We start from the raw sequence: 18,083 nt of genomic DNA, 5'->3' as shown, positions 1-18,083 counted from the left end.
CGTTATGCCGCTTGACGCCACACGCGCCACGCGCGTGTAATTACAGACATGTTGTTACGCCTTCCCATGGGTGGGTATAGGGCAGGCGTTTTTATGGGGGGCTCCATGTGGGCGGGCGAGCGACAGGGAGGTGTGCAATGACCGATCTGGTCATGGCACAGGCGCTCGATGGTGAAGATCTGGGGTGGCAGGAGCGTGCTTTGTGCGCGCAGACCGATCCCGAGGCGTTCTTTCCTGAAAAGGGCGGTTCTACCAGGGAAGCCAAGAAGGTGTGCCGTTCGTGTGAGGTACGCGCCGAGTGTCTTGAATACGCGCTTGAGCATGATGAGCGTTTCGGCATCTGGGGCGGTCTGTCCGAGCGGGAAAGGCGCAAGATGAAGCGCCAGGCCGTCTGACGACGACGTCATGCGGGGCCGCGTGCTTTGGCGCGCGGCCCCGCAGGCGTGTCGGGGCCTGTCCTGATTGCTGCTGAGATCCTGTTTCGCCTGGAAGTGATCGGGTGAGTCCGGGTTGCCGTATCGTGGTCGGCGCTCAGCCGTACGACCCCCCAAGGACTCGACGTGCACTCGGTGACCGCGATCGTCGTCGCCCACGACGGCGCCCGCTGGCTCAAGGAGACGCTGGCGGCGGTGCTGCGCCAGACCAGGCCTCTCGACCGTGTCGTCGGCGTCGACAACGGCAGCCGTGACGGCAGCGGGAAGCTGCTGACCGAGGCGTTCGGGACGGGCAACGTGCTGACCCTTCCCCGGTCCACCGGGTTCGGCGAGGCCGTCCACGAGGTCCTGCGGCGGCTGCCGCCCGCGCCGGGCCAGGAATGGGTCTGGCTGCTCCACGACGACTGCGCGCCCGACGCGAACGCGCTGCGGGCACTGCTGGGGGCGGCGGAGCAGGATCCCAAGGCCGCCATCCTCGGCCCCAAGCTGCGCGACTGGCTCGACCGGCGGGTGCTCCTGGAGATGGGCGTGACCGTCAGCAGGTCGGGGCGGCGCGACACCGGCCTTGAGCCCAGGGAGTACGACCAGGGGCAGCATGACGGCATCGCCGACGTCCTTTCCGTCTCCACGGCGGGCATGCTGATCCGCAGGGACGTCTGGGACGAGCTGAACGGCCTCGACACCGAGTTGCCGCTGTTCCGCGACGACCTCGACCTGTGCTGGCGGGCCCGCGTGGCCGGGCACCGCGTGCTCAACGTGAGCGACGCCGTGGCCTGGCACGCCGAGGCGGCGGCGCGGCGGCGGCGCAGGATCGCCACCAGCGACGAGCACCCCCGCAGGCTCGGCCGGCGCAACGGCCTGTTCGTCCTGATGGCGAACCTGCCGTTCGGCGCGTTCGTGCGGTCCGTGCTGCGCAACGTCGTCGCGTCGACGCTGCGCGCGCTGCTGTTCCTGCTGGCCAAACAGCCGGCCAACGCCCTCGACGAGCTGGCCGCGCTCGGCTCGGTCATCGGCCGTCCGCGGCGCCTGATGCGCGCACGCAAAGCCCGCAGGAAGGGCAGGAAGGAAGGCTGGCCGGCGATCCGGCGCAAGCTCACCCCGCCGGGGGCCGCGCTGCGGCGGCTGGCCGACATGGTGCAGGGCTTCCTCGCCGGAGCCGGGCCGGTGGACTCGGCGGGCCGCCACCACGCGGCCGCGGACCGTGGCCACGAGGAGGACGGCGACGAGCTGCTGACCGACTCCGGCGGCGTCCAGCGCGTGTTCGGCAGCCCCGGCGTCGTGCTCGGGCTGATCCTGGCGGCGATCACGGTGGCCGCGGCACGGAGCGTGCTGTCCGGGCTCCTGTCCGGCGGCCACCTGGGAGGCGGCGCGCTGGTGCCGGTCACCGGCGGCGCGTCCGACCTGTGGCGGCTCTACGTCGAGGACCACCACGTCACCGGGCTCGGCTCGCAGACCTGGGCCCCGCCGTACGTCGCCGTGCTCGCGGGGCTGTCGGCGGTCGCGCTCGGCAAGACGTGGCTGGCCGTCGGCGTGGTGCTGCTCGGCTGCGTGCCGCTGGCCGGGATCTCGGCGTACGCCGCCACCAAGCGGCTGATCCCGTACACGCCCGCGCGGGTCTGGCTGGCAGTCACCTACGCCCTGCTGCCGGTCGCGACGGGCGCGGTGGCGGGCGGGCGGCTGGGCACCGCGATCGTGCTCGTGCTGCTGCCCGTCTACATGGCGCTCGCCACGCGCGTGATCGCCGGGTCGCGGCGCGCGGCCTGGGGCTTCGGCCTGCTCCTGACGGTGGGCACGGCCTTCGTCCCGCTCGTGTACGTGCTCGTGGCGATCCTCGGCGCGCTCGCCGCCGTGTCGTTCGGCGGCATTCGCAGAGGCGTCAGGCGGTCGCTTGTGATCGGCCTCGGCACCCCGGTCGTCCTGCTGTTCCCGTGGCTGGCGGAGATCGTCAGGGAGCCGGGACGGATCCTGCACGAAGCGGGACTGCGCGACGGGCGTCTCGCCGGCGTCGGCCTCGGCCCAGAGTCGCTGCTCATGCTGAGTCCCGGCGGACCGGGCGTGCCGCCCGTCTGGGCGACGGCGGGCATGATCGCGGTCGCGCTGGCGGCCCTGCTGCTGCGGCGCCACCAGATGGTCGTCGCGATCGGCTGGGGCGTCATGCTCTTCGGGCTGCTGGTGGCGATCGTGGTCAGCCGGATCGGCGGTGAGGCGTGGCCGGGGGTGCCGCTGGCGTTCGCGGCGACCGGCCTGCTGATGGCCGCGGGACATCAGGCGCACCGGATCGCCGAGTTCCGCGCCGCGGGCGGGCTGCGCCGCCTCGGCGCGATGCTGATCGTCCTCGTCGCCTTCGCGAGCCCGATCGCCGCCGCCGCGCTGTGGGTGTCGAGAGGCGCGGACGGCCCGCTGCGCGGCGACCTGAGCGACCCGCTGCCGGTGCTCGCCGCGCTCCAGTCGGAGCCGGGCGAGGGCACGCTCCTGCTGCGTCCACGGGACGACAGGGTCGGCTACACGGTGCTGCGCGGCCGGGGCCCGCTGATCGGCGAGTCCGACCTCGAACCGCCGGAGGAGCCGAGCGCCCGGTTCGCGACCGCGGTCGCCGGGCTCGCATCCGGCCGGGGCAGCACGTACGTCGAGACGCTCGCGTCGTTCGGAGTCCGCTTCGTGACGGTGCCAGGCCCGGTCGACCCGGTCCTGCGGCGGGCGCTCGACTCGCAGCCCGCGCTGGTCCGGGTGAGCCTCTCGGAGACCGGGGGCCTGTGGCGCGTGCCCGGCCAGGTGACGGTGCCCCCGCCGCCCGCGACCGCGAGCGCGCTGCACCGGGGCTGGCTATGGGCCCAGGGCGGGCTGCTCGTGCTCATTCTGGTCCTGGCCTCGCCCGGAGCCCGTACGAAGGAGCCCGCTGAGGCCGACTACGCCGACGTGCCAATGGAGGAAGGGCCACGGGGCCGCCGCCGGGCGAAGGAAGATCGGGTGCCCGCGTGAGGAGACTGATCGAGAACCGCTTCGGCCTGCTCGCCCTGGTGCTGGTCGCACTGGGCGCGTTGTACGGCGTGGCGCACGTCAGCCGGCCCACGCCGGTCGCGCAGGCCCGACCGCAGGCGGTCAGGGCGCCGGTGGAGTCGGTGACCGCCGTGTGCCCGGCGCCGTCCGCGAACCGGGTGAGCGTGGTGACCCCCGCGGACCCCGAGCGTGCCCAGACCGCGGGGAGCGCCACCCTGACGCCCATGAAGGCCGCGGAGGGCAAGAGCGGCGAGGACGACGTGATCGACCGGGTCGGTCTGCTGTGGCAGCGTGACATCGCCCCCGGGGGCGGCCCTCTCGTGGTCGACGCCACCGGTTCGATGGCCGCCGGGCTGGAGAGCGCCCAGACCGCCCGGGAGACGTCGGGCACCCAGCGCGGGCTCGCAGGGGTGCGTTGCGTGGAGCCGGGGGCGGAGAGCTGGTTCGTCGGGCCGGGGCCCGCGGCGGCGGAGATGACCCTCTACCTCGCCAACCCCGACTCCGCCCCGGCCAGCGTCTCGTTCATGGTCTACTCCGGGGAGGGCCCGGTGCTGAGCGAGCGGGGCACCGGCGTCGTCGTCAAGCCCGGCGAGCACCGCGTGATCAGGCTTCGCGACCTCGCGCCCTCCCCGCTGATCATGGCCCTGCAGGTCAGCACGCGCAGCGGCCGGGTGGCCGCCGCGGTCAAGGCCGTGCTGGGCGAGGGCAGGGGCGTCGACTGGCTGCCCGTGGCCGCCGCCCCGGCCACCCGGGTCGTCGTGCCCGGCATCCCGGGCACCGCCGGGAAGCGGGAGCTGTACGTCGCGACGCCGGGGGAGCGGGACACGGTCGTGCGGATCAAGGCCGTGCTCGAAGACGGCTCCTACGCGCTGAAGAACAAGGAGACGATCGAGGTGCCGGCGGGCTCGGCGTCCTCGCTCGACCTGTCCACCGGCATCGGCGGGCAGCCGGCCGCGCTGGTGCTGGAGTCCGACGTCCCGATCGTCGCGGGCCTGAAGATCACCGGTACGGGGGCCAGGCAGGACGTCGCCTTCACGGCCGGCGCCGCCTCCGTCGACCTCGGCAGCGTCGTCGCGGACGGCAGGGCCGAGGGCAAGCAGACCTCCTGGCTGGTGCTCTCGGCGCCGTTCGCGGCGGCCACCGTCGAGGTGCGGCTACTGCCCACGAAGGGCGCGGCGCCGGCTCCGGTCGAGGTGACGCTGCCCGCCGCGCGCACCAAGGAGCTCAGGCTCACGCCTCCCAAGGGCAGCAAGGGCGGTTTCGGGGTGCTCGTACGGCCGAAGCCCGGCTCTGGCCCGGTGTACGGCGGGCGAGTCCTCGACGAGGCGGCCAGGGACGGCCAGCTGGTGACCGCGCAGCCGCTCGCCATGGCCAGGATCTGGGCGCTGGTGCCCCCCACCATCGACGCGCCGGGCGTGGTGCTCCCGTAGTGGCTCAGTGCCGGTCGTCGTAGCCGGGGTCGATCGCCTCGGGGGTGAGACCCAGCAGGCTGGCCACCTGCTCGACCACCACGTCAAGGACCAGCGTGCCGAGCTGGTCGCGGTCACGGGCCCGCGCCTCCAGCGGCCGGCGGTACAGCACGACGGCGGCGGGATCGTCCCCGGAGGCCGACTCGGCACGCCCGAGCGGGATCGGCTCCGAGGACAGCCGGGCGGGGCCGTCCACCAGTTCCGCGGCCGGCGGCACCTCCTCCACCGCGAACTCGACCGACGCGAGCTGGGTGCCCCACCGCGGCTTCAGCCGGTCGACCGCGTCGAGCACCAGGTCGTCGAACCGCTCGCCGCGCGACTTCGCGATGGGGACGTGTGAGGGCGCGAGAGGGCCGCGCATGCCGCGGCCGTGCCGGTCGCGGCGGCGCACCCGCCGCGCTGGATCCGGCCTGTCGCCGCTCCGATCGCTCACGCAGTCAGCTTAAGGCCCGGCCCGTCGGTACGGTGGATCCCGCGGCTCATGTCCGCTTTGCCCACCAACGTCATATCGACTTCGGAGATCGCTGAATTGTGGCGACACGTTCAATAAGAGCGGCGGGGTGGTGGCAATGTGAACGCGGACCGGATACGGTCCCTCCGTGAGCCCCGTCCGCAGCTGTTCCCGTACCGCCTGCAGGCAGCCTGCCGTCTTCACACTCACGTATGTCTACGCCGACTCGACCGCCGTACTCGGCCCCCTGGCGACGTACGTCGAGCCACACTGTTACGACCTGTGCGCGGAGCACGCGGAACGGCTCACCGCGCCAAGGGGATGGGAGGTCGTGCGCCTTCCGTCCGAGTCCGCCTCCCCCAGCGGGGACGATCTCGAAGCCCTGGCGAACGCGGTCCGGGAGGCCGCCCGCCCCGCTCCCGCCGCCGGCGAGCCCGTCGGCCAGGCGGTCGAGGTGGGCCGCCGGGGCCACCTGCGGGTCCTCAAGTCGGCGCAGCCCAACAGGAGCGGTGAGACCGCCCGATGACTCCGCGACTCCGCGCGGATTCCGCGCGGCGAGTTCGCGCGCGTTCCATGGTGGAGAGCCTGCTGTGCGGGCAATGGGGCGCTATAGGCTCAGGTGCGAAGACTAACGACATTTAGGGGCGTGCAGTGGCCGACCTCGGCAGGATCTTCAAGGCGTACGACGTGCGCGGCGTGGTGCCGGACGAGCTCGACGAGGACGTCGCACAGGCCGTCGGGGCGGCCTTCGTGGAGCTGACCGGCGCGACCTCGGTGGTGATGGCGCACGACATGCGCCCCTCCTCCGGCCCGCTGGCCGCGGCGTTCGCCAGGGGCGCGACCTCCCGTGGCGCCGACGTGGTCAACGCCGGGCTCGGCTCGACCGACATGCTCTACTACGCCAGCGGCAGCCTGAACCTCCCTGGTGTCATGTTCACCGCGAGCCATAACCCGGCCAAGTACAACGGCATGAAGATGTGCCGGGCGGGCGCCGTGCCGGTGGGCACCGACACCGGACTGCTGGAGATCCGCGACCGCGCGGCCGAACTGCTCCAGGCAGGGCTCGGCGGCGAGCCCGGCGCCGGCACGGTGACCGAGCGCGACGTGCTGGAGGGCTACGCCGCCCACCTCAAGACGCTGGTCGACCTGTCGGGCATCCGGCCGCTCAAGGTGGTCGTGGACGCCGGCAACGGCATGGGCGGCTACACGGTCCCCGAGGTCTTCAAGGGCCTGCCGATCGAGCTGACCCCGCTCTACTTCGAGCTCGACGGCAGCTTCCCCAACCACGAGGCCAACCCGATCGAGCCGGAGAACCTGCGCGACCTGCAGAAGGCGGTCGTCTCGCACGGCGCGGACATCGGCATCGCCTTCGACGGCGACGCCGACCGGTGCTGGGTCATCGACGAGCGGGGCGAGTCGGTCTCGCCGTCCACCATCACGGCGCTGGTCGCGGTGCGCGAACTGGCCAAGAACCCGGGCGCCACGATCATCCACAACCTGATCACGTCGAAGGGCGTGCCGGAGATCGTCGCCGAGCACGGCGGCAAGCCCGTCCGCACGCGGGTCGGCCACTCGTTCATCAAGGCGGAGATGGCCCGCACCGGCGCCGTGTTCGGCGGGGAGCACTCGGCCCACTACTACTTCCGCGACTTCTGGTTCGCCGACTCGGGCATGCTGGCCGCCCTGCACGTGCTCGCGGCTCTGGGCGAGCAGGACCGGCCGCTGTCGGAGGTGCTGTCCCGCTACTCGCGCTACGCCGCGTCCGGGGAGATCAACAGCAGGGTCGAGGACCAGGCCGCCGCCCTGGCGAGCGTACGGGAGACCTTCGCGGGCCGGGAGGGTGTTACCTTCGACGAGCTGGACGGGCTCACCGTCAGCGGTCCTGACTGGTGGTTCAACCTGCGTCCGTCCAACACGGAGCCGCTGCTCCGGCTCAACGCGGAGGCCGCCGACGACGAGAAGGTCGCCGCCGTCCGGGACGAAGTGCTCGCCGTGGTAAGGAGCTGACGAGTTTGAAGATCGACGACTGGCTGCTGGACATTCTCGCCTGCCCGGCGTGCAAGTCCCCGCTCCGCGTCGTGCCCGACGCGGACGAGCTGGCCTGCGACTCGGAGACGTGCGGGCTGGTCTACCCCGTGCGCGACGACATCCCGGTGCTCCTCGTGGACGAGGCACGCAAGGCATGAGTAGTGCCGGAGGGGCCCGGTTCGAGCCCGACCGGCTCGACGACCAGGCGTACCTGATGGAGGGCGACCCCTCCGGCATGCTGCGTTCCGTCGCGTCGTCGGCCGCCCAGATGCGGGCGGCGTACCGATCGTCCGTGGAGAACGGCGTGGCGCGGATCGGGCAGGACGGCCGCCCCCGCGCGGTCATCGTGACGGGCATGGGCGTCTCCGCCCTCGCGGGCGACCTGCTCGAGGCGCTGTGCCGGCAAAGCGCCCCTGCCCCGGTGGTGACCGTGCGCGGCCACCGGCTGCCCGGCTGGGTCGGCGCCGCCGACCTCGTCATCGCGGTCTCCCGCTCCGGCAGGACCGAGGAGACCGTCGCCGTGACCGCCGAGGCCGTACGGCGCGGGTGCGCGCTCGTCGGCGTCGGCGCGCCGGACACTCCGTTGTCGCTCCTGGTCACGCGCGCGGGCGGGCCGTACGTGCCGGTGGGCGGCGCGACCGGCGTGGCCGGGCAGCCGAAGGCCACGCTGTGGTCGCTCCTGGTGCCGCCGATCATGGCGGCGGCCGCGCTGGGCCTGGTCTCGGCGGGGGAGAGCGAGTTCGAGTCGGCGGCCAGGCGGCTGGAGGACCTCGCCCATCGCTGCCGCCCGTCGAGCGAGTCGTTCATCAACCCCGGCAAGACGCTGGCGATGGAACTGGCCGGGACGCTCCCGCTCGTCTGGGGCACCTCGCCGCTGGCCGCGGTGGCGGCGCGCCGCCTGACCGACCGCCTCAGCAGGGACGCCGGCTATCCGGCTGTCTGGGGAGAACTGCCGGAGGCCGCGCACAACCAGATCATGACGTTCGGCGGCCCTCTTGCCGGCCGGGACGTCTTCGCCGACCCGTTCGACGACGCGCCGGGTGAGAACCCGCGCCTGCGCCTGTTCCTGCTGCGCGACGTGGAGGAGCATCCCCAGGTGGCCGCGGCCCGCGTGGCCGCCGTACGGCTGGCCGAGGAACGCGGCGTTCCGGTCTCCGAGATCCTGGCTGAAGGCACGCACCCGCTGGACCGGCTCGCCGCCCTGGCCGGTCTCTGCGACTACGCGAGTGTCTACCTCGCCCTCGGGTACGGGAGGGACCCGGCGTCGGCCGCGGCAGAACTCCGGGCAAGGATTTCCCAATAGGATCGCCTCGGCCGATCGATTTGAGGAGTTCATCGTGAGTGCGGGTGGCGGTACAAAGGCGATCCTCGCGGCACTCGGTGCCAACATGGCGATCGCGGTGGCGAAGTTCGTCGCATTCGTCTTCACCGGGTCGTCGTCCATGCTCGCGGAGTCGGTGCACTCGGTGGCCGACTCAGGCAACCAGGCGCTGCTGCTGCTCGGCGGCAAGCGCGCCGCCAGGGGGAGGACCCGTGCGCACCCCTTCGGCTACGGGAGGGAGCGCTACTTCTACTCCTTCGTCGTGGCCGTAGTGCTGTTCACGATCGGCGCGCTGTTCTCCCTGTACGAGGGCTGGCACAAGCTCTCCGACCCGCACCCGGTGGAGTCGCCGCAGTGGGCGTTCGGCGTACTGATCTTCGCGATCATCGCCGAGGGCTTCTCGTTCCGTACGGCGATCAAGGAGTCGCGGCACGTCAAGGGCGACGAGTCCTGGGTGTCCTTCATCCGCAGGTCCAAGGCGCCCGAACTGCCCGTCGTACTGCTGGAGGACCTGGGCGCGCTGCTGGGCCTGGTCTTCGCGCTGTTCGGCGTCACGATGGCCGTCATCACCGGCGACGGCATCTGGGACGGCGTCGGCACCCTCATGATCGGTGTGCTGCTCGCGGTGATCGCGGTCATCCTGGCCGTCGAGACCAAGTCGCTGCTGATCGGCGAGAGCGCGACCCCCGAGGTGGAGGAGAAGATCTGCTCCGCGCTGGAGTCCGCCCCCGAGGTCAGCCGGGTCATCCACCTGCGCACCCTGCATCTCGGCCCGGAGGAACTGCTGGTCGCCGCCAAGATCGCCGTGGAGCACGACGACACCGCGAGCGAGGTGGCGCGGGGTATCGACGAGGCCGAACGGCGCATCCGTGATGCGGTTCCGATGGCCAGGGTGATCTACCTGGAGCCGGACCTCTACCGGACCGACGCCGCCGCGGGACAGCGCACCGGCGCCTGACTCCTGTCGAATCCGTCAGCGTCCAATCGCACACCGTGACCCAACTGTGATGCTGCGTCACTTCAATCTCCGTGGTACCGATCGGTAACTTTGCTACTGCATTTGACTGATCTCCCCTCCGGAGGTGACTGATGACCCGTCAGGGAGGCATCAGGGAGGGACGAGTGCGCTGGAAGCGCTTCGCGCTTGTCTTCTTGCCCGCGCTCGCGGTCGCGTCCGTACTGGTCGGCGCGACCGCCGAGGGGGCGATCGGCGCGTCGTTCGTGGTCTCGGGTGACACGTTCAAGGTGTCCGCCGACACCCTGAAGGGCCAGGGCTTCGTCCAGTACGGCAGCACGGTCGAGAACAAGAAGGGCCGGAAGATCCCCGTCGCAGTGTCGGGCATCCGGAAGGCCACCCTGACCAACATGTGCCAGACGGTCCTGGTCAAGTCGCCCGTCGGCACCGTGACCCTCCGGATCACCGCGGGCACGGGCAAGGACCCGGTCACCGCCGAGAACATGATCGTCGACGCCTCCCAGATCGAGGGCGACGCGGTGTTCACGAACCTGGAGGCGGGCCGCGACGCGAGCGCCCTCGACCAACTGCCGGGCGGCGAGGGCGCGGCGGGCATGTTCGGCCAACAGGCGAGCGCGATCACGATCAAGGACTTCCGGCAGGTCTCCTGGTCGGTCAACGCGGCGACGTTCAAACTGCCGGGGCTGAAACTGGCGGTGGAGCCCGGCGAACACGAGTGCTTCTGATGGTGGGTCCCGGGCGGGCGGAGACGAGAGGCTCCTGGCGGCGGTCGCGGCCGTTCTGGGGCGGCCTGCTGGTGCTCGTCGCCGGTCTGGAACTGCTGAGCATTCCGTTCGCGACCCACGCCCTGCCGCTGGTGATACGGTCGGGCGCCATCGGCGCGACCTACCTGATCTCGCTGGTGCTGGTCATCCTCGGCCTGATGATCTGGCTCCAGCCCGACAAGCGGGTCTTTCTCGGCGTGGTCGCCGTACTGATCTCGATCGCGTCGTTCGTCTACGCCAACCTGGGCGGTTTCCTGATCGGCATGCTGCTCGGCCTGGTCGGCGGGGCGCTCGCGGTCGCCTGGACGCCAGGGGAGACCACCGCGCCCGGCCCGGCGACGCCTGAGCCACCCCGGCCGCCGGCGGGGGAGATCACGATCACGGGGCGCCGGGTGGTCAGCGGCGCCGAACTGGAAGCCACCCGGACCCGACGGCCCCCGAGCCCACCGAGTTCTTCGAGTCCTTCGAGTCCTCCGGCTGAGGGCACGGCCGACGGCCCAGGGACGAGGGCGCTGGCCGTCGCCGTGCTTCCCCTCGTCCTGCTTCCCCTCGTCCTGGCGGCCGGGATCGGCACGGCACGCGCACCTTCACCGGCGACGGTCGCGACCGAGACGGCCGCGGTCCGCGCGGACTCGCTGACCATGACAGGGATGAAGTTCACCGGCGTGGTCGAGATGCCCACCGCGACCGGCACCGTCAGGATGCTCCGCTTCACCATGGACAAGGCCGTGCTGGAGCGGCCCACCCAGACGATGGGTCAGGCGACGCTGACCGGCAGCGCGTTCACCTTCGAGGGCAACGTGGTGATCTGCACGACGAAGATGACCGCAAGGCTTCTCGGCCTGCCCCAGGAGTTCACGGCCGAGCATCCGAACCTCCTGGTCAACGCGCTCAGGCTGGTGCCGTCCCTGAACGTCCCGCTGACGATGACCGACATCGTCAGCGAGCAGCCGTACGTCACGGCCGACTCGCTGCGCGCCGACGGCCTGCGCCTCGTGGCCGACGCCTGAGCCTCACCGGTGCCGCAGCAGTCGCAGAGCCTTCTCCTTCTCGAAGTCCAGCGCCCGGCGCGGCGCCTGGATGCGCCCGATGCGCACGCCGAGGTCGCGTACGGCCTGGGCCACCGCGGGCTCGGACAGCGCCCGGAGCGCGAAGGCCAGTTCGGCCGGTGAGACGTCGAAGCGGCGCTCCAGTTCCATCGCCTGGCGCGTCGCCTCCAGTTCGGCGGGCCCGAAGCGCCGATGGGCGCCCTTGTCCCGTACGGGCGGCAGCAGGCCGAGAGCCTCCCGGTAGCGCAGCATCCGGGGGGACATGCCGAGCCGCTTGGCAGCCTCGGTGATGCGCATCGTGCCTCCGGTCCCCGTTCCTCGGGACCACGCTAGACACTCCGGACGCGTTCCGGCACCCGTCAGAGGCGGAATCTCACTTTTCTATGTCAGATTCGCACTTCTGCGTAGGCGTTCCCGCGACAGCCACGCCTACACTCGCATCGACGGACAATGGAGGAGAGACGCATGGACTTCAAGGTCGCCGACCTTTCGCTTGCCGAGTTCGGCCGCAAGGAGATCCGCCTCGCGGAGCACGAGATGCCGGGCCTCATGGCAACCCGCAAGGAGTACGCCGCGGCTCAGCCGCTGCGGGGCGCGAAGATCATGGGCTCGCTGCACATGACGATCCAGACAGCCGTTCTCATCGAGACGCTGGTCGCGCTCGGCGCCGACGTCCGCTGGGTGAGCTGCAACATCTTCTCCACCCAGGACCACGCCGCGGCCGCCGTCGCCGTGGGGCCCGATGGGACGCCCGACGACCCCAAGGGTGTGCCGGTCTTCGCCTGGAAGGGCGAGACGCTGGAGGAGTACTGGTGGTGCACCGAGCAGGCCCTCCGCTGGCCCGACGGCTCCGGTCCCAACATGATCCTCGACGACGGCGGCGACGCCACCCTGCTCGTCCACAAGGGCGTGGAGTTCGAGAAGGCCGGCGCCGTGCCGGTCGCCAGCGAGGACGACCCCGAGGAGTGGGCGATCATCCTCGACACGCTCCGCCGTACGGTCTCCGGGGACAAGTGGTGGACCCGCGTGGCCGAGGAGATCAAGGGCGTCACCGAGGAGACCACGACCGGTGTGCACCGGCTCTACGAGATGCACAAGTCCGGCACGCTCCTCTTCCCGGCGATCAACGTCAACGACTCGGTGACCAAGTCGAAGTTCGACAACAAGTACGGCTGCCGCCACTCGGTCATCGACGGCCTCAACCGCGCCACCGACGTGCTGATCGGCGGCAAGGTTGCCGTGGTCTGCGGCTACGGTGACGTGGGCAAGGGCTGCGCCGACGCGCTGCGCGGTCAGGGCGCCCGGGTCATCGTCACCGAGATCGACCCGATCTGCGCGCTCCAGGCCGCCATGGACGGCTACCAGGTCACCACCCTGGAGGAGGTCGTCGGCATCGCGGACATCTTCGTCACCTGCACCGGCAACTTCAACATCATCACCGCCGAGCACATGGCGCAGATGAAGCACCAGGCGATCGTGTCCAACATCGGCCACTTCGACAACGAGATCGACATGGCCGGCCTCGCCCGCACCCCCGGTGTCGAGAGGAACAACATCAAGCCGCAGGTCGACGAGTGGGTGTTCCCCGACGGGCACTCGATCATCGTGCTCGCCGAGGGCCGGCTGATGAACCTCGGCTGCGCGACCGGCCACCCGTCGTTCGTCATGTCGAACTCGTTCACCAACCAGGTCATCGCGCAGATCGAGCTCTTCACGAAGACCGAGGACTACCCGATCGGCGTCTACGTGCTGCCCAAGCACCTCGACGAGAAGGTGGCCCGTCTCCACCTCGACGCGCTCGGGGTGAAGCTGACCACGCTCACCAAGAAGCAGGCGGAGTACATCGGCATCGACGTCGAGGGCCCGTACAAGCCGGACCACTACCGCTACTGACAGGCGGGTCGCACGGTGGAGGCGCGGGCCCCGGCCCGCGCCTCCCGTCAGGAGGAACACGGCGTGATCCAGCCGGACATCACGACGGACATCACGGCGGGCGCCGCGATGGAGATCGCGGCGGGCATCGGAACGGGCGTCGCGGAGGCCGGAGAGCGGCGCATCCAGTGGGCGGCCCGGTCCATGCCGGTCCTGCGGGCGATCGGCACCGGTTTCGGCGCGGACCGGCCATTCGACGGCCTGCGCGTCGCCGCGTGCATGCACGTGACCGCCGAGACGGCGGTGCTCATGAGGGCCCTGCGGGAGGGCGGCGCCGAGATCGCCCTGGCCGCGTCCAACCCCCTGGCCACGCAGGACGACGTCGCCGAGGCGCTGAGGACGCACGGCATCGCCGTGCACGCCCGCGCCGGGGTGGACATGGAGACCTACTACCGGCACATCCACGAGGCGCTCGACATCGCGCCGAACGTCGTGCTCGACGACGGATGCGACCTCGTCAACACCCTGCACACCGAGCGGGTCGAGCTTCTCGACGACGTGATCGGCGGCTGCGAGGAGACCACGACCGGCATCATCCGGCTGCGCCAGATGGCCTCGGAGAACGCGCTGCGCTTCCCGATGGTCGCGGTGAACGACACCCGGACCACGCGGATGTTCGACAACCGCTACGGCACCGGCCAGTCGACGCTCGACGGCATCATGCGGGCCACCAACATCCTGCTGGCCGGCCGCACCGTCGTCGTGGCGGGCTTCGGTTTCTGCGGCCGGGGCGTCGCCGAGCGGGCCAAGGGCCTCGGCGCGCGGGTCGTCGTCACCGAGATAGACCCGGTCAAGGCCCTCGACGCCGCCCTGCACGGCTACGACGTACGGCCGATGAGCGTGGCCGCCGAGACCGGTGACGTGTTCGTGACCGTCACCGGCAACCGCGACGTGATCCGGGCCGAGCACCTGGCCGTCATGAAGGACGGCGCGATCCTCGCGAACGCCGGCCACTTCGACGTCGAGATCGACGTGCGCGCCCTGGAGGAGATGGCCCGCGAGGTGCGCTTCGGTATCAGGCCCAACACCGACGAGTACGTCCTTGAGGACGGCCGCAGGCTGCTGCTGCTCGCCGAGGGTCGCCTGGTGAACCTGACCGCGGCCGAGGGACACCCGGCGGCGGTGATGGACATGTCGTTCTCGGCCCAGGCGCTCGCCGTCGCCTGGCTGGTGCGGGAGTCGGCGCGGCTGACGCCGGGCGTGTACGACGTCCCGGCCGGTATCGACGCCGAGGTGGCCCGCCTGAAGCTGGCCGCGATCGGCATCTCGATCGACGCACTCACCGCCGAGCAGGAGGAGTATCTCCACTCCTGGCGTCTCGGATCCTGACCCAGCTCGCCGCCCGTCCCGCTTCATCACGCCGATCCGCCCGCGCCACGGGCCTGGCAAGCTGCTGGCGGGCGCGGCCCTTTCTGCTGGTCGCCCCCTCACTCGCGTGCCCGTCTGGTGCGGCCGTGGTAGGTGAAGGCCCAGCGGTCTTTGCCGGTCTTGTGGCGGGTGTAGCGGTGGGGGTGCTGGTAGCGGTCGCGGTTGTGGAACTGGCAGGCCGGGCCGAGGAGTTTGAGGTCGGTGAGGCCGCCGGTGCTCCAGTTGTCGGCGTGGTCGATCTGGCACATGGTGGCGGGCAGGGGGCAGCCGTCGATCCAGCAGGTGGCGTAGCGGGCGAAGATGGCCCGCCGCTGGGCGGGGGTGGCGAGGCGGACTTTGCGGCCCATGTCGAGGACCTGGCCGTCGGCGTCCATGACGATGCGCATGAGGGTGGAGGTGCGGGCCAGCCGGTGCACGCTGGTGACGGGCAGGACCTGTCCGGTGGCCAGCAACAACCCCGGCACCATCCCCAGCCCAGCACCCAACGCGATCCCGCTGTGCGCATGCGGGACCTCCCTCGCAGGCCGGGACCCGGCGTGGGTTTGGTGGGCATGGGTATCCCCCGGAGGACCGGGTGAGCGCCACTCACCCCACCGTGCCTCCCGCGATCTCCCCTCCTGCCTACGCCGCGCCGCGCTCTCCTGCGGGTCCTCCTGCTTGGGCCAACCCTTCTGCGGCGAGCGCGGCGAGTCCTGCTGTGGCTTGCTGTGCTCCTGGTCGCGAAGGCCGGGCGCAGCGTCCGCACCAGCGACCGCGTCGCCAACCGGACTGCTATCCGTACTGCTACCTGCGATGTCGGCGTCGGTCGTGTCGTACTCGGCGGGAGCCCTGGTGTCCTCGCCGTCTCGGCTGACCGGCGCGACCTCGGCCTCTCCGGCCGCCCAGGTGCCTTCGATGTCGTCGGTGTCGTCAATGTCTTCGGGGCCTTGGGCGTGCTGGGCGTCCCGGTCGCTCTCATCCACACCGGCGTCCCGCGTGCCGTCGCCGCCGTCGCCGCTGTCGCTGTCGTGGCTGTCCCGGCCGTCTTCGGGGGTCCCGTCCTGCTCGGGGGCTTCGGCGGTCTCCGTCGCCGGGTCGGCCGCAGGGCCGGTGGTGGACTCGGGGTCGGGGTCGGTGGGGAGGGACTCGGCGTTGACCAGCACGAGAAGCTCGGTGGTGATCTGCTGTTCCAGCAGGGCGATGAACGCGTCCGCCTGACGCTCTGCCAGTGACCGGTCATCGCCCTGCGCCCGTGGCCGGGCGTAGGCGTCCAGCAGCGCCCGCAACCGGGCCGCCGCCTCACGCGGCAGATAGAACTCCCCCTCCAGCCCACCCCCCTTGCCCGGGCGCAGCCGCAACGACCGCCGCGCGTAGTCGGCCCGCTCGTCGCACTCCTCGCCGTCGGGGTCCAGCACCGCCCGCAGATACCGCCCTGCCTTGGCCACCTCCGCCGCGCCCGCCCGCCCCGCCAGCTCCACCAGGATCGGCTCGGCCAGCCGTACCTGCTCATCCGAGAGACCGGCAACGGCGGCGCAGATCGCCTCCACCACCCCCGCCGCCAGCCGTCCGGCGGCGAACATCTCCCGCACGGTGGGCAGCCGCGCCAGCTCAATCCCCAGGGTGAGCAGGCGGCCCGCACCGCCGACCGTCATCCCCCCGGCCGTGCGCAACCAACTCCGGGTGGAGGCATGCCCATGCTGCTTGGCCTGCCCCGCCCGATGCACCCGCCCCACCCGCTCAGCCAGCGCACCCGTGATCCGATCCCGGGCGAACAACAGATCCTCAGCCTCGGCCAGACAGATCTCGGGCGTATCGGGGACCGGCGCCAACGCCAGGGCCTGCGCCGACTCCCGCAACGACCCCACCAGCACCCACGACGACCGAACCCGCCGATCACCCCCACCACCGGCACCCGCCGCAGCAGAACCGCCGGCACCCGTCTCAGGACCACCGGCACCGGCATCGGCACCACTGGCGTTCGCACCGGCAGGACCGGCACCGTCCGGTGCGGCAGATCCGGCGGCCCCAGCGCCCGTAGCCCCGCTGCCAGGAGGGCCGCTGGCGGTGGTCCCGCTGGTGGTGGCCTCGCCGGCCGCGGCCCCGGCGTTGTCCACAGGCTTGTCGCGGGCGAGTGAACCATCCGTTGACCACAAAGGAGAATCAGCGATTAGCCGATCCCACCAACCGTCATCACCGTTATTCGAACGATGGTGGCGCTCAGGATCGAGGTCGGACAGATCCATCGCACCTCCCAACGCGATTCGAACTCCTGTATGAATTTTCTCCCAGCAGTATCAGCTTGAGCAAGCTCACCAGGGGATTTGTTGGAGTTACAGGATCGCGCGGCGCGCAAGGCGGGATGCAAAAGTAAACGAGCCGCGATCATGTCGCGCCACAGTGCGGCAAATCGCCACAAAACAGGCGCGACCCTCCGCTAAAGCCGATTCTTGTCAAGGCCAAAGGGGTTCGAGAATGAGGAACACCCACGGTGAACAGCCAGGACCTGTTCCCGTTCCGGGCTGTTCCGCACCGACCATGATGAGCGGCACGGTGACTACCAGCCGACTCCGATCCGGTTACCGGTCGTCTACCGGCGAGGCGGCACGCCGGGGAAGATCAAGCCGCCTGCATCTCACGCATGCGCCGGATCTCGATTGTCTGGTCGGCGATCACATCGGTGGCCCACTGTTCGATGGTGAGATGAGAGCCCTTGGTGAGCACCGTCGTCGCCATGGCGATGGCGCCCTCGTGGTGAGCGATCATCAACTGGAGGAACAGGCGGTCGAACTCCGGCCCTGACGCGGCCTTGAGCGCGGCCATCTGCTCGGCGGTGGCCATGCCCTGCATGCCCTCGTGCTCGGCGTGGTGGTCCGGTCGCTGCAGGCGCTCCTGGTCCAGCCATGTGGTCATGGCGCGGATCTCCGGTTCCTGCGTGTAGTGGATGCGCTCGGCGAGCGCCTTGAGCTTCGGCGAGGAGGCGCGGGTGGGCGCCAGGGCCGTCATGTCCAGTGCCTGCCGGTGATGGGCGATCATGTCGTAGACGTACCGCACGTCGGCTGCGTTGACGCTCGGAGAGGGGACCGCCGTCGCGGCCTCGGCGGGGCTCAGCGTTCTGGCCTCTTCGCCGGGCCGGCCCGGCGCGATCACGGGTGCGGTCGAAACGGGCGCGCTGCCGCTCACGTCCTCGGAACAGGCGCTCAGGAGCAGCACGGCACCGGCCATGGCGATCAGCGCGAACCGCACCCTGCGGGCCTCCTCTTGAACTCTTGAAATTGGGCGTGTGGGATTCACGACGCTAATGGGGCTTAGCGGGTG

The 18,083-nt window shown here is 71.1% G+C and carries 16 protein-coding genes; 12 read left to right on the top strand and 4 right to left on the bottom strand.

Features of this window, described 5'->3' with window-relative positions:
- Nucleotides 1-137: 137 nt before the first annotated feature.
- From HHX31_RS23600 to HHX31_RS23590, 3 genes are all read left to right on the top strand, one after another.
- Nucleotides 138-395, top strand: coding sequence for a WhiB family transcriptional regulator (locus HHX31_RS23600; protein ID WP_169950524.1), 258 nt, complete (start codon nt 138-140; stop codon nt 393-395).
- A 165-nt stretch (nt 396-560) separates the two neighbouring features.
- The gene (locus HHX31_RS23595; RefSeq protein WP_169950523.1) at nt 561-3,413 is read left to right on the top strand and encodes a glycosyltransferase family 2 protein; all 2,853 of its coding nucleotides are present in this window, start codon (nt 561-563) and stop codon (nt 3,411-3,413) included.
- On the top strand, nt 3,410-4,861 hold the full coding sequence (locus HHX31_RS23590; RefSeq protein ID WP_169950522.1) for a DUF5719 family protein: 1,452 nt from the start codon (nt 3,410-3,412) through the stop codon (nt 4,859-4,861). Before HHX31_RS23595 ends, HHX31_RS23590 begins: the two co-directional genes overlap by 4 nt.
- 4 nt (nt 4,862-4,865) lie before the next feature.
- Here HHX31_RS23590 and HHX31_RS23585 read toward each other — a convergent pair whose 3' ends face one another.
- Nucleotides 4,866-5,333: a metallopeptidase family protein gene (locus HHX31_RS23585; protein WP_311932188.1), complete on the bottom strand. Its 468-nt coding sequence runs from the start codon at nt 5,331-5,333 to the stop codon at nt 4,866-4,868.
- A gap of 166 nt (nt 5,334-5,499) precedes the next feature.
- Here HHX31_RS23585 and HHX31_RS23580 point away from each other — a divergent pair, with 166 nt between their 5' ends.
- The 7 genes from HHX31_RS23580 (at nt 5,500) to HHX31_RS23550 (ending at nt 11,450) form a co-directional block, all read left to right on the top strand.
- Nucleotides 5,500-5,877: a DUF3499 domain-containing protein gene (locus HHX31_RS23580; protein ID WP_169950521.1), complete on the top strand. Its 378-nt coding sequence runs from the start codon at nt 5,500-5,502 to the stop codon at nt 5,875-5,877.
- A 125-nt stretch (nt 5,878-6,002) separates the two neighbouring features.
- A complete protein-coding gene (locus HHX31_RS23575) occupies nt 6,003-7,358 on the top strand; it encodes a phosphomannomutase/phosphoglucomutase (RefSeq protein ID WP_169950520.1) in 1,356 nt (451 codons plus the stop codon).
- Between the two features lie 5 nt (nt 7,359-7,363).
- Nucleotides 7,364-7,537 (top strand): Trm112 family protein, encoded by a 174-nt coding sequence (locus HHX31_RS23570; protein ID WP_169950519.1) that lies wholly within the window; start codon nt 7,364-7,366, stop codon nt 7,535-7,537.
- On the top strand, nt 7,534-8,682 hold the full coding sequence (locus HHX31_RS23565; RefSeq protein WP_169950518.1) for an SIS domain-containing protein: 1,149 nt from the start codon (nt 7,534-7,536) through the stop codon (nt 8,680-8,682). The genes HHX31_RS23570 and HHX31_RS23565 overlap by 4 nt, the downstream gene beginning before the upstream one ends.
- A gap of 34 nt (nt 8,683-8,716) precedes the next feature.
- Nucleotides 8,717-9,658: a cation diffusion facilitator family transporter gene (locus HHX31_RS23560; protein ID WP_169950517.1), complete on the top strand. Its 942-nt coding sequence runs from the start codon at nt 8,717-8,719 to the stop codon at nt 9,656-9,658.
- A 131-nt stretch (nt 9,659-9,789) separates the two neighbouring features.
- Nucleotides 9,790-10,401, top strand: a complete 612-nt coding sequence (locus HHX31_RS23555; protein WP_169950516.1) for a DUF6230 family protein — start codon at nt 9,790-9,792, stop codon at nt 10,399-10,401.
- Nucleotides 10,401-11,450, top strand: coding sequence for a DUF6114 domain-containing protein (locus HHX31_RS23550; protein ID WP_249346422.1), 1,050 nt, complete (start codon nt 10,401-10,403; stop codon nt 11,448-11,450). Before HHX31_RS23555 ends, HHX31_RS23550 begins: the two co-directional genes overlap by 1 nt.
- Before the next feature lie 3 nt (nt 11,451-11,453).
- Here HHX31_RS23550 and HHX31_RS23545 read toward each other — a convergent pair whose 3' ends face one another.
- Complete coding sequence (locus HHX31_RS23545; protein WP_169950514.1) at nt 11,454-11,786, bottom strand: MerR family DNA-binding transcriptional regulator; 333 nt, start codon at nt 11,784-11,786, stop codon at nt 11,454-11,456.
- Nucleotides 11,787-11,954: 168 nt separating this feature from the next.
- Between HHX31_RS23545 and ahcY the strand changes: the two genes are divergently transcribed.
- Nucleotides 11,955-13,382, top strand: a complete 1,428-nt coding sequence (gene ahcY / locus HHX31_RS23540) for an adenosylhomocysteinase (RefSeq protein ID WP_249346346.1) — start codon at nt 11,955-11,957, stop codon at nt 13,380-13,382.
- A gap of 108 nt (nt 13,383-13,490) precedes the next feature.
- Nucleotides 13,491-14,750: an adenosylhomocysteinase gene (locus HHX31_RS23535; protein ID WP_169950648.1), complete on the top strand. Its 1,260-nt coding sequence runs from the start codon at nt 13,491-13,493 to the stop codon at nt 14,748-14,750.
- A gap of 98 nt (nt 14,751-14,848) precedes the next feature.
- Here the strand turns inward: HHX31_RS23535 and HHX31_RS23530 are convergent, their stop codons facing one another.
- Together HHX31_RS23530 and HHX31_RS23525 are read right to left on the bottom strand one after the other, a co-directional pair.
- The gene (locus tag HHX31_RS23530; RefSeq protein ID WP_283244603.1) at nt 14,849-17,011 is read right to left on the bottom strand and encodes an HNH endonuclease signature motif containing protein; all 2,163 of its coding nucleotides are present in this window, start codon (nt 17,009-17,011) and stop codon (nt 14,849-14,851) included.
- Nucleotides 17,012-17,384: 373 nt separating this feature from the next.
- Entirely contained in the window at nt 17,385-18,011 is a 627-nt protein-coding gene (locus HHX31_RS23525; RefSeq protein ID WP_311932187.1) for a DUF305 domain-containing protein, read from the bottom strand.
- Between the last annotated feature and the right edge of the window lie 72 nt (nt 18,012-18,083).

It is taken from the genome of Microbispora sp. H11081, from assembly GCF_012999535.1.
Lineage (GTDB): Bacteria > Actinomycetota > Actinomycetes > Streptosporangiales > Streptosporangiaceae > Microbispora.
Note: the sequence above shows the minus strand (reverse complement) of the source record. Positions and strands in the feature narration are given on the sequence as shown.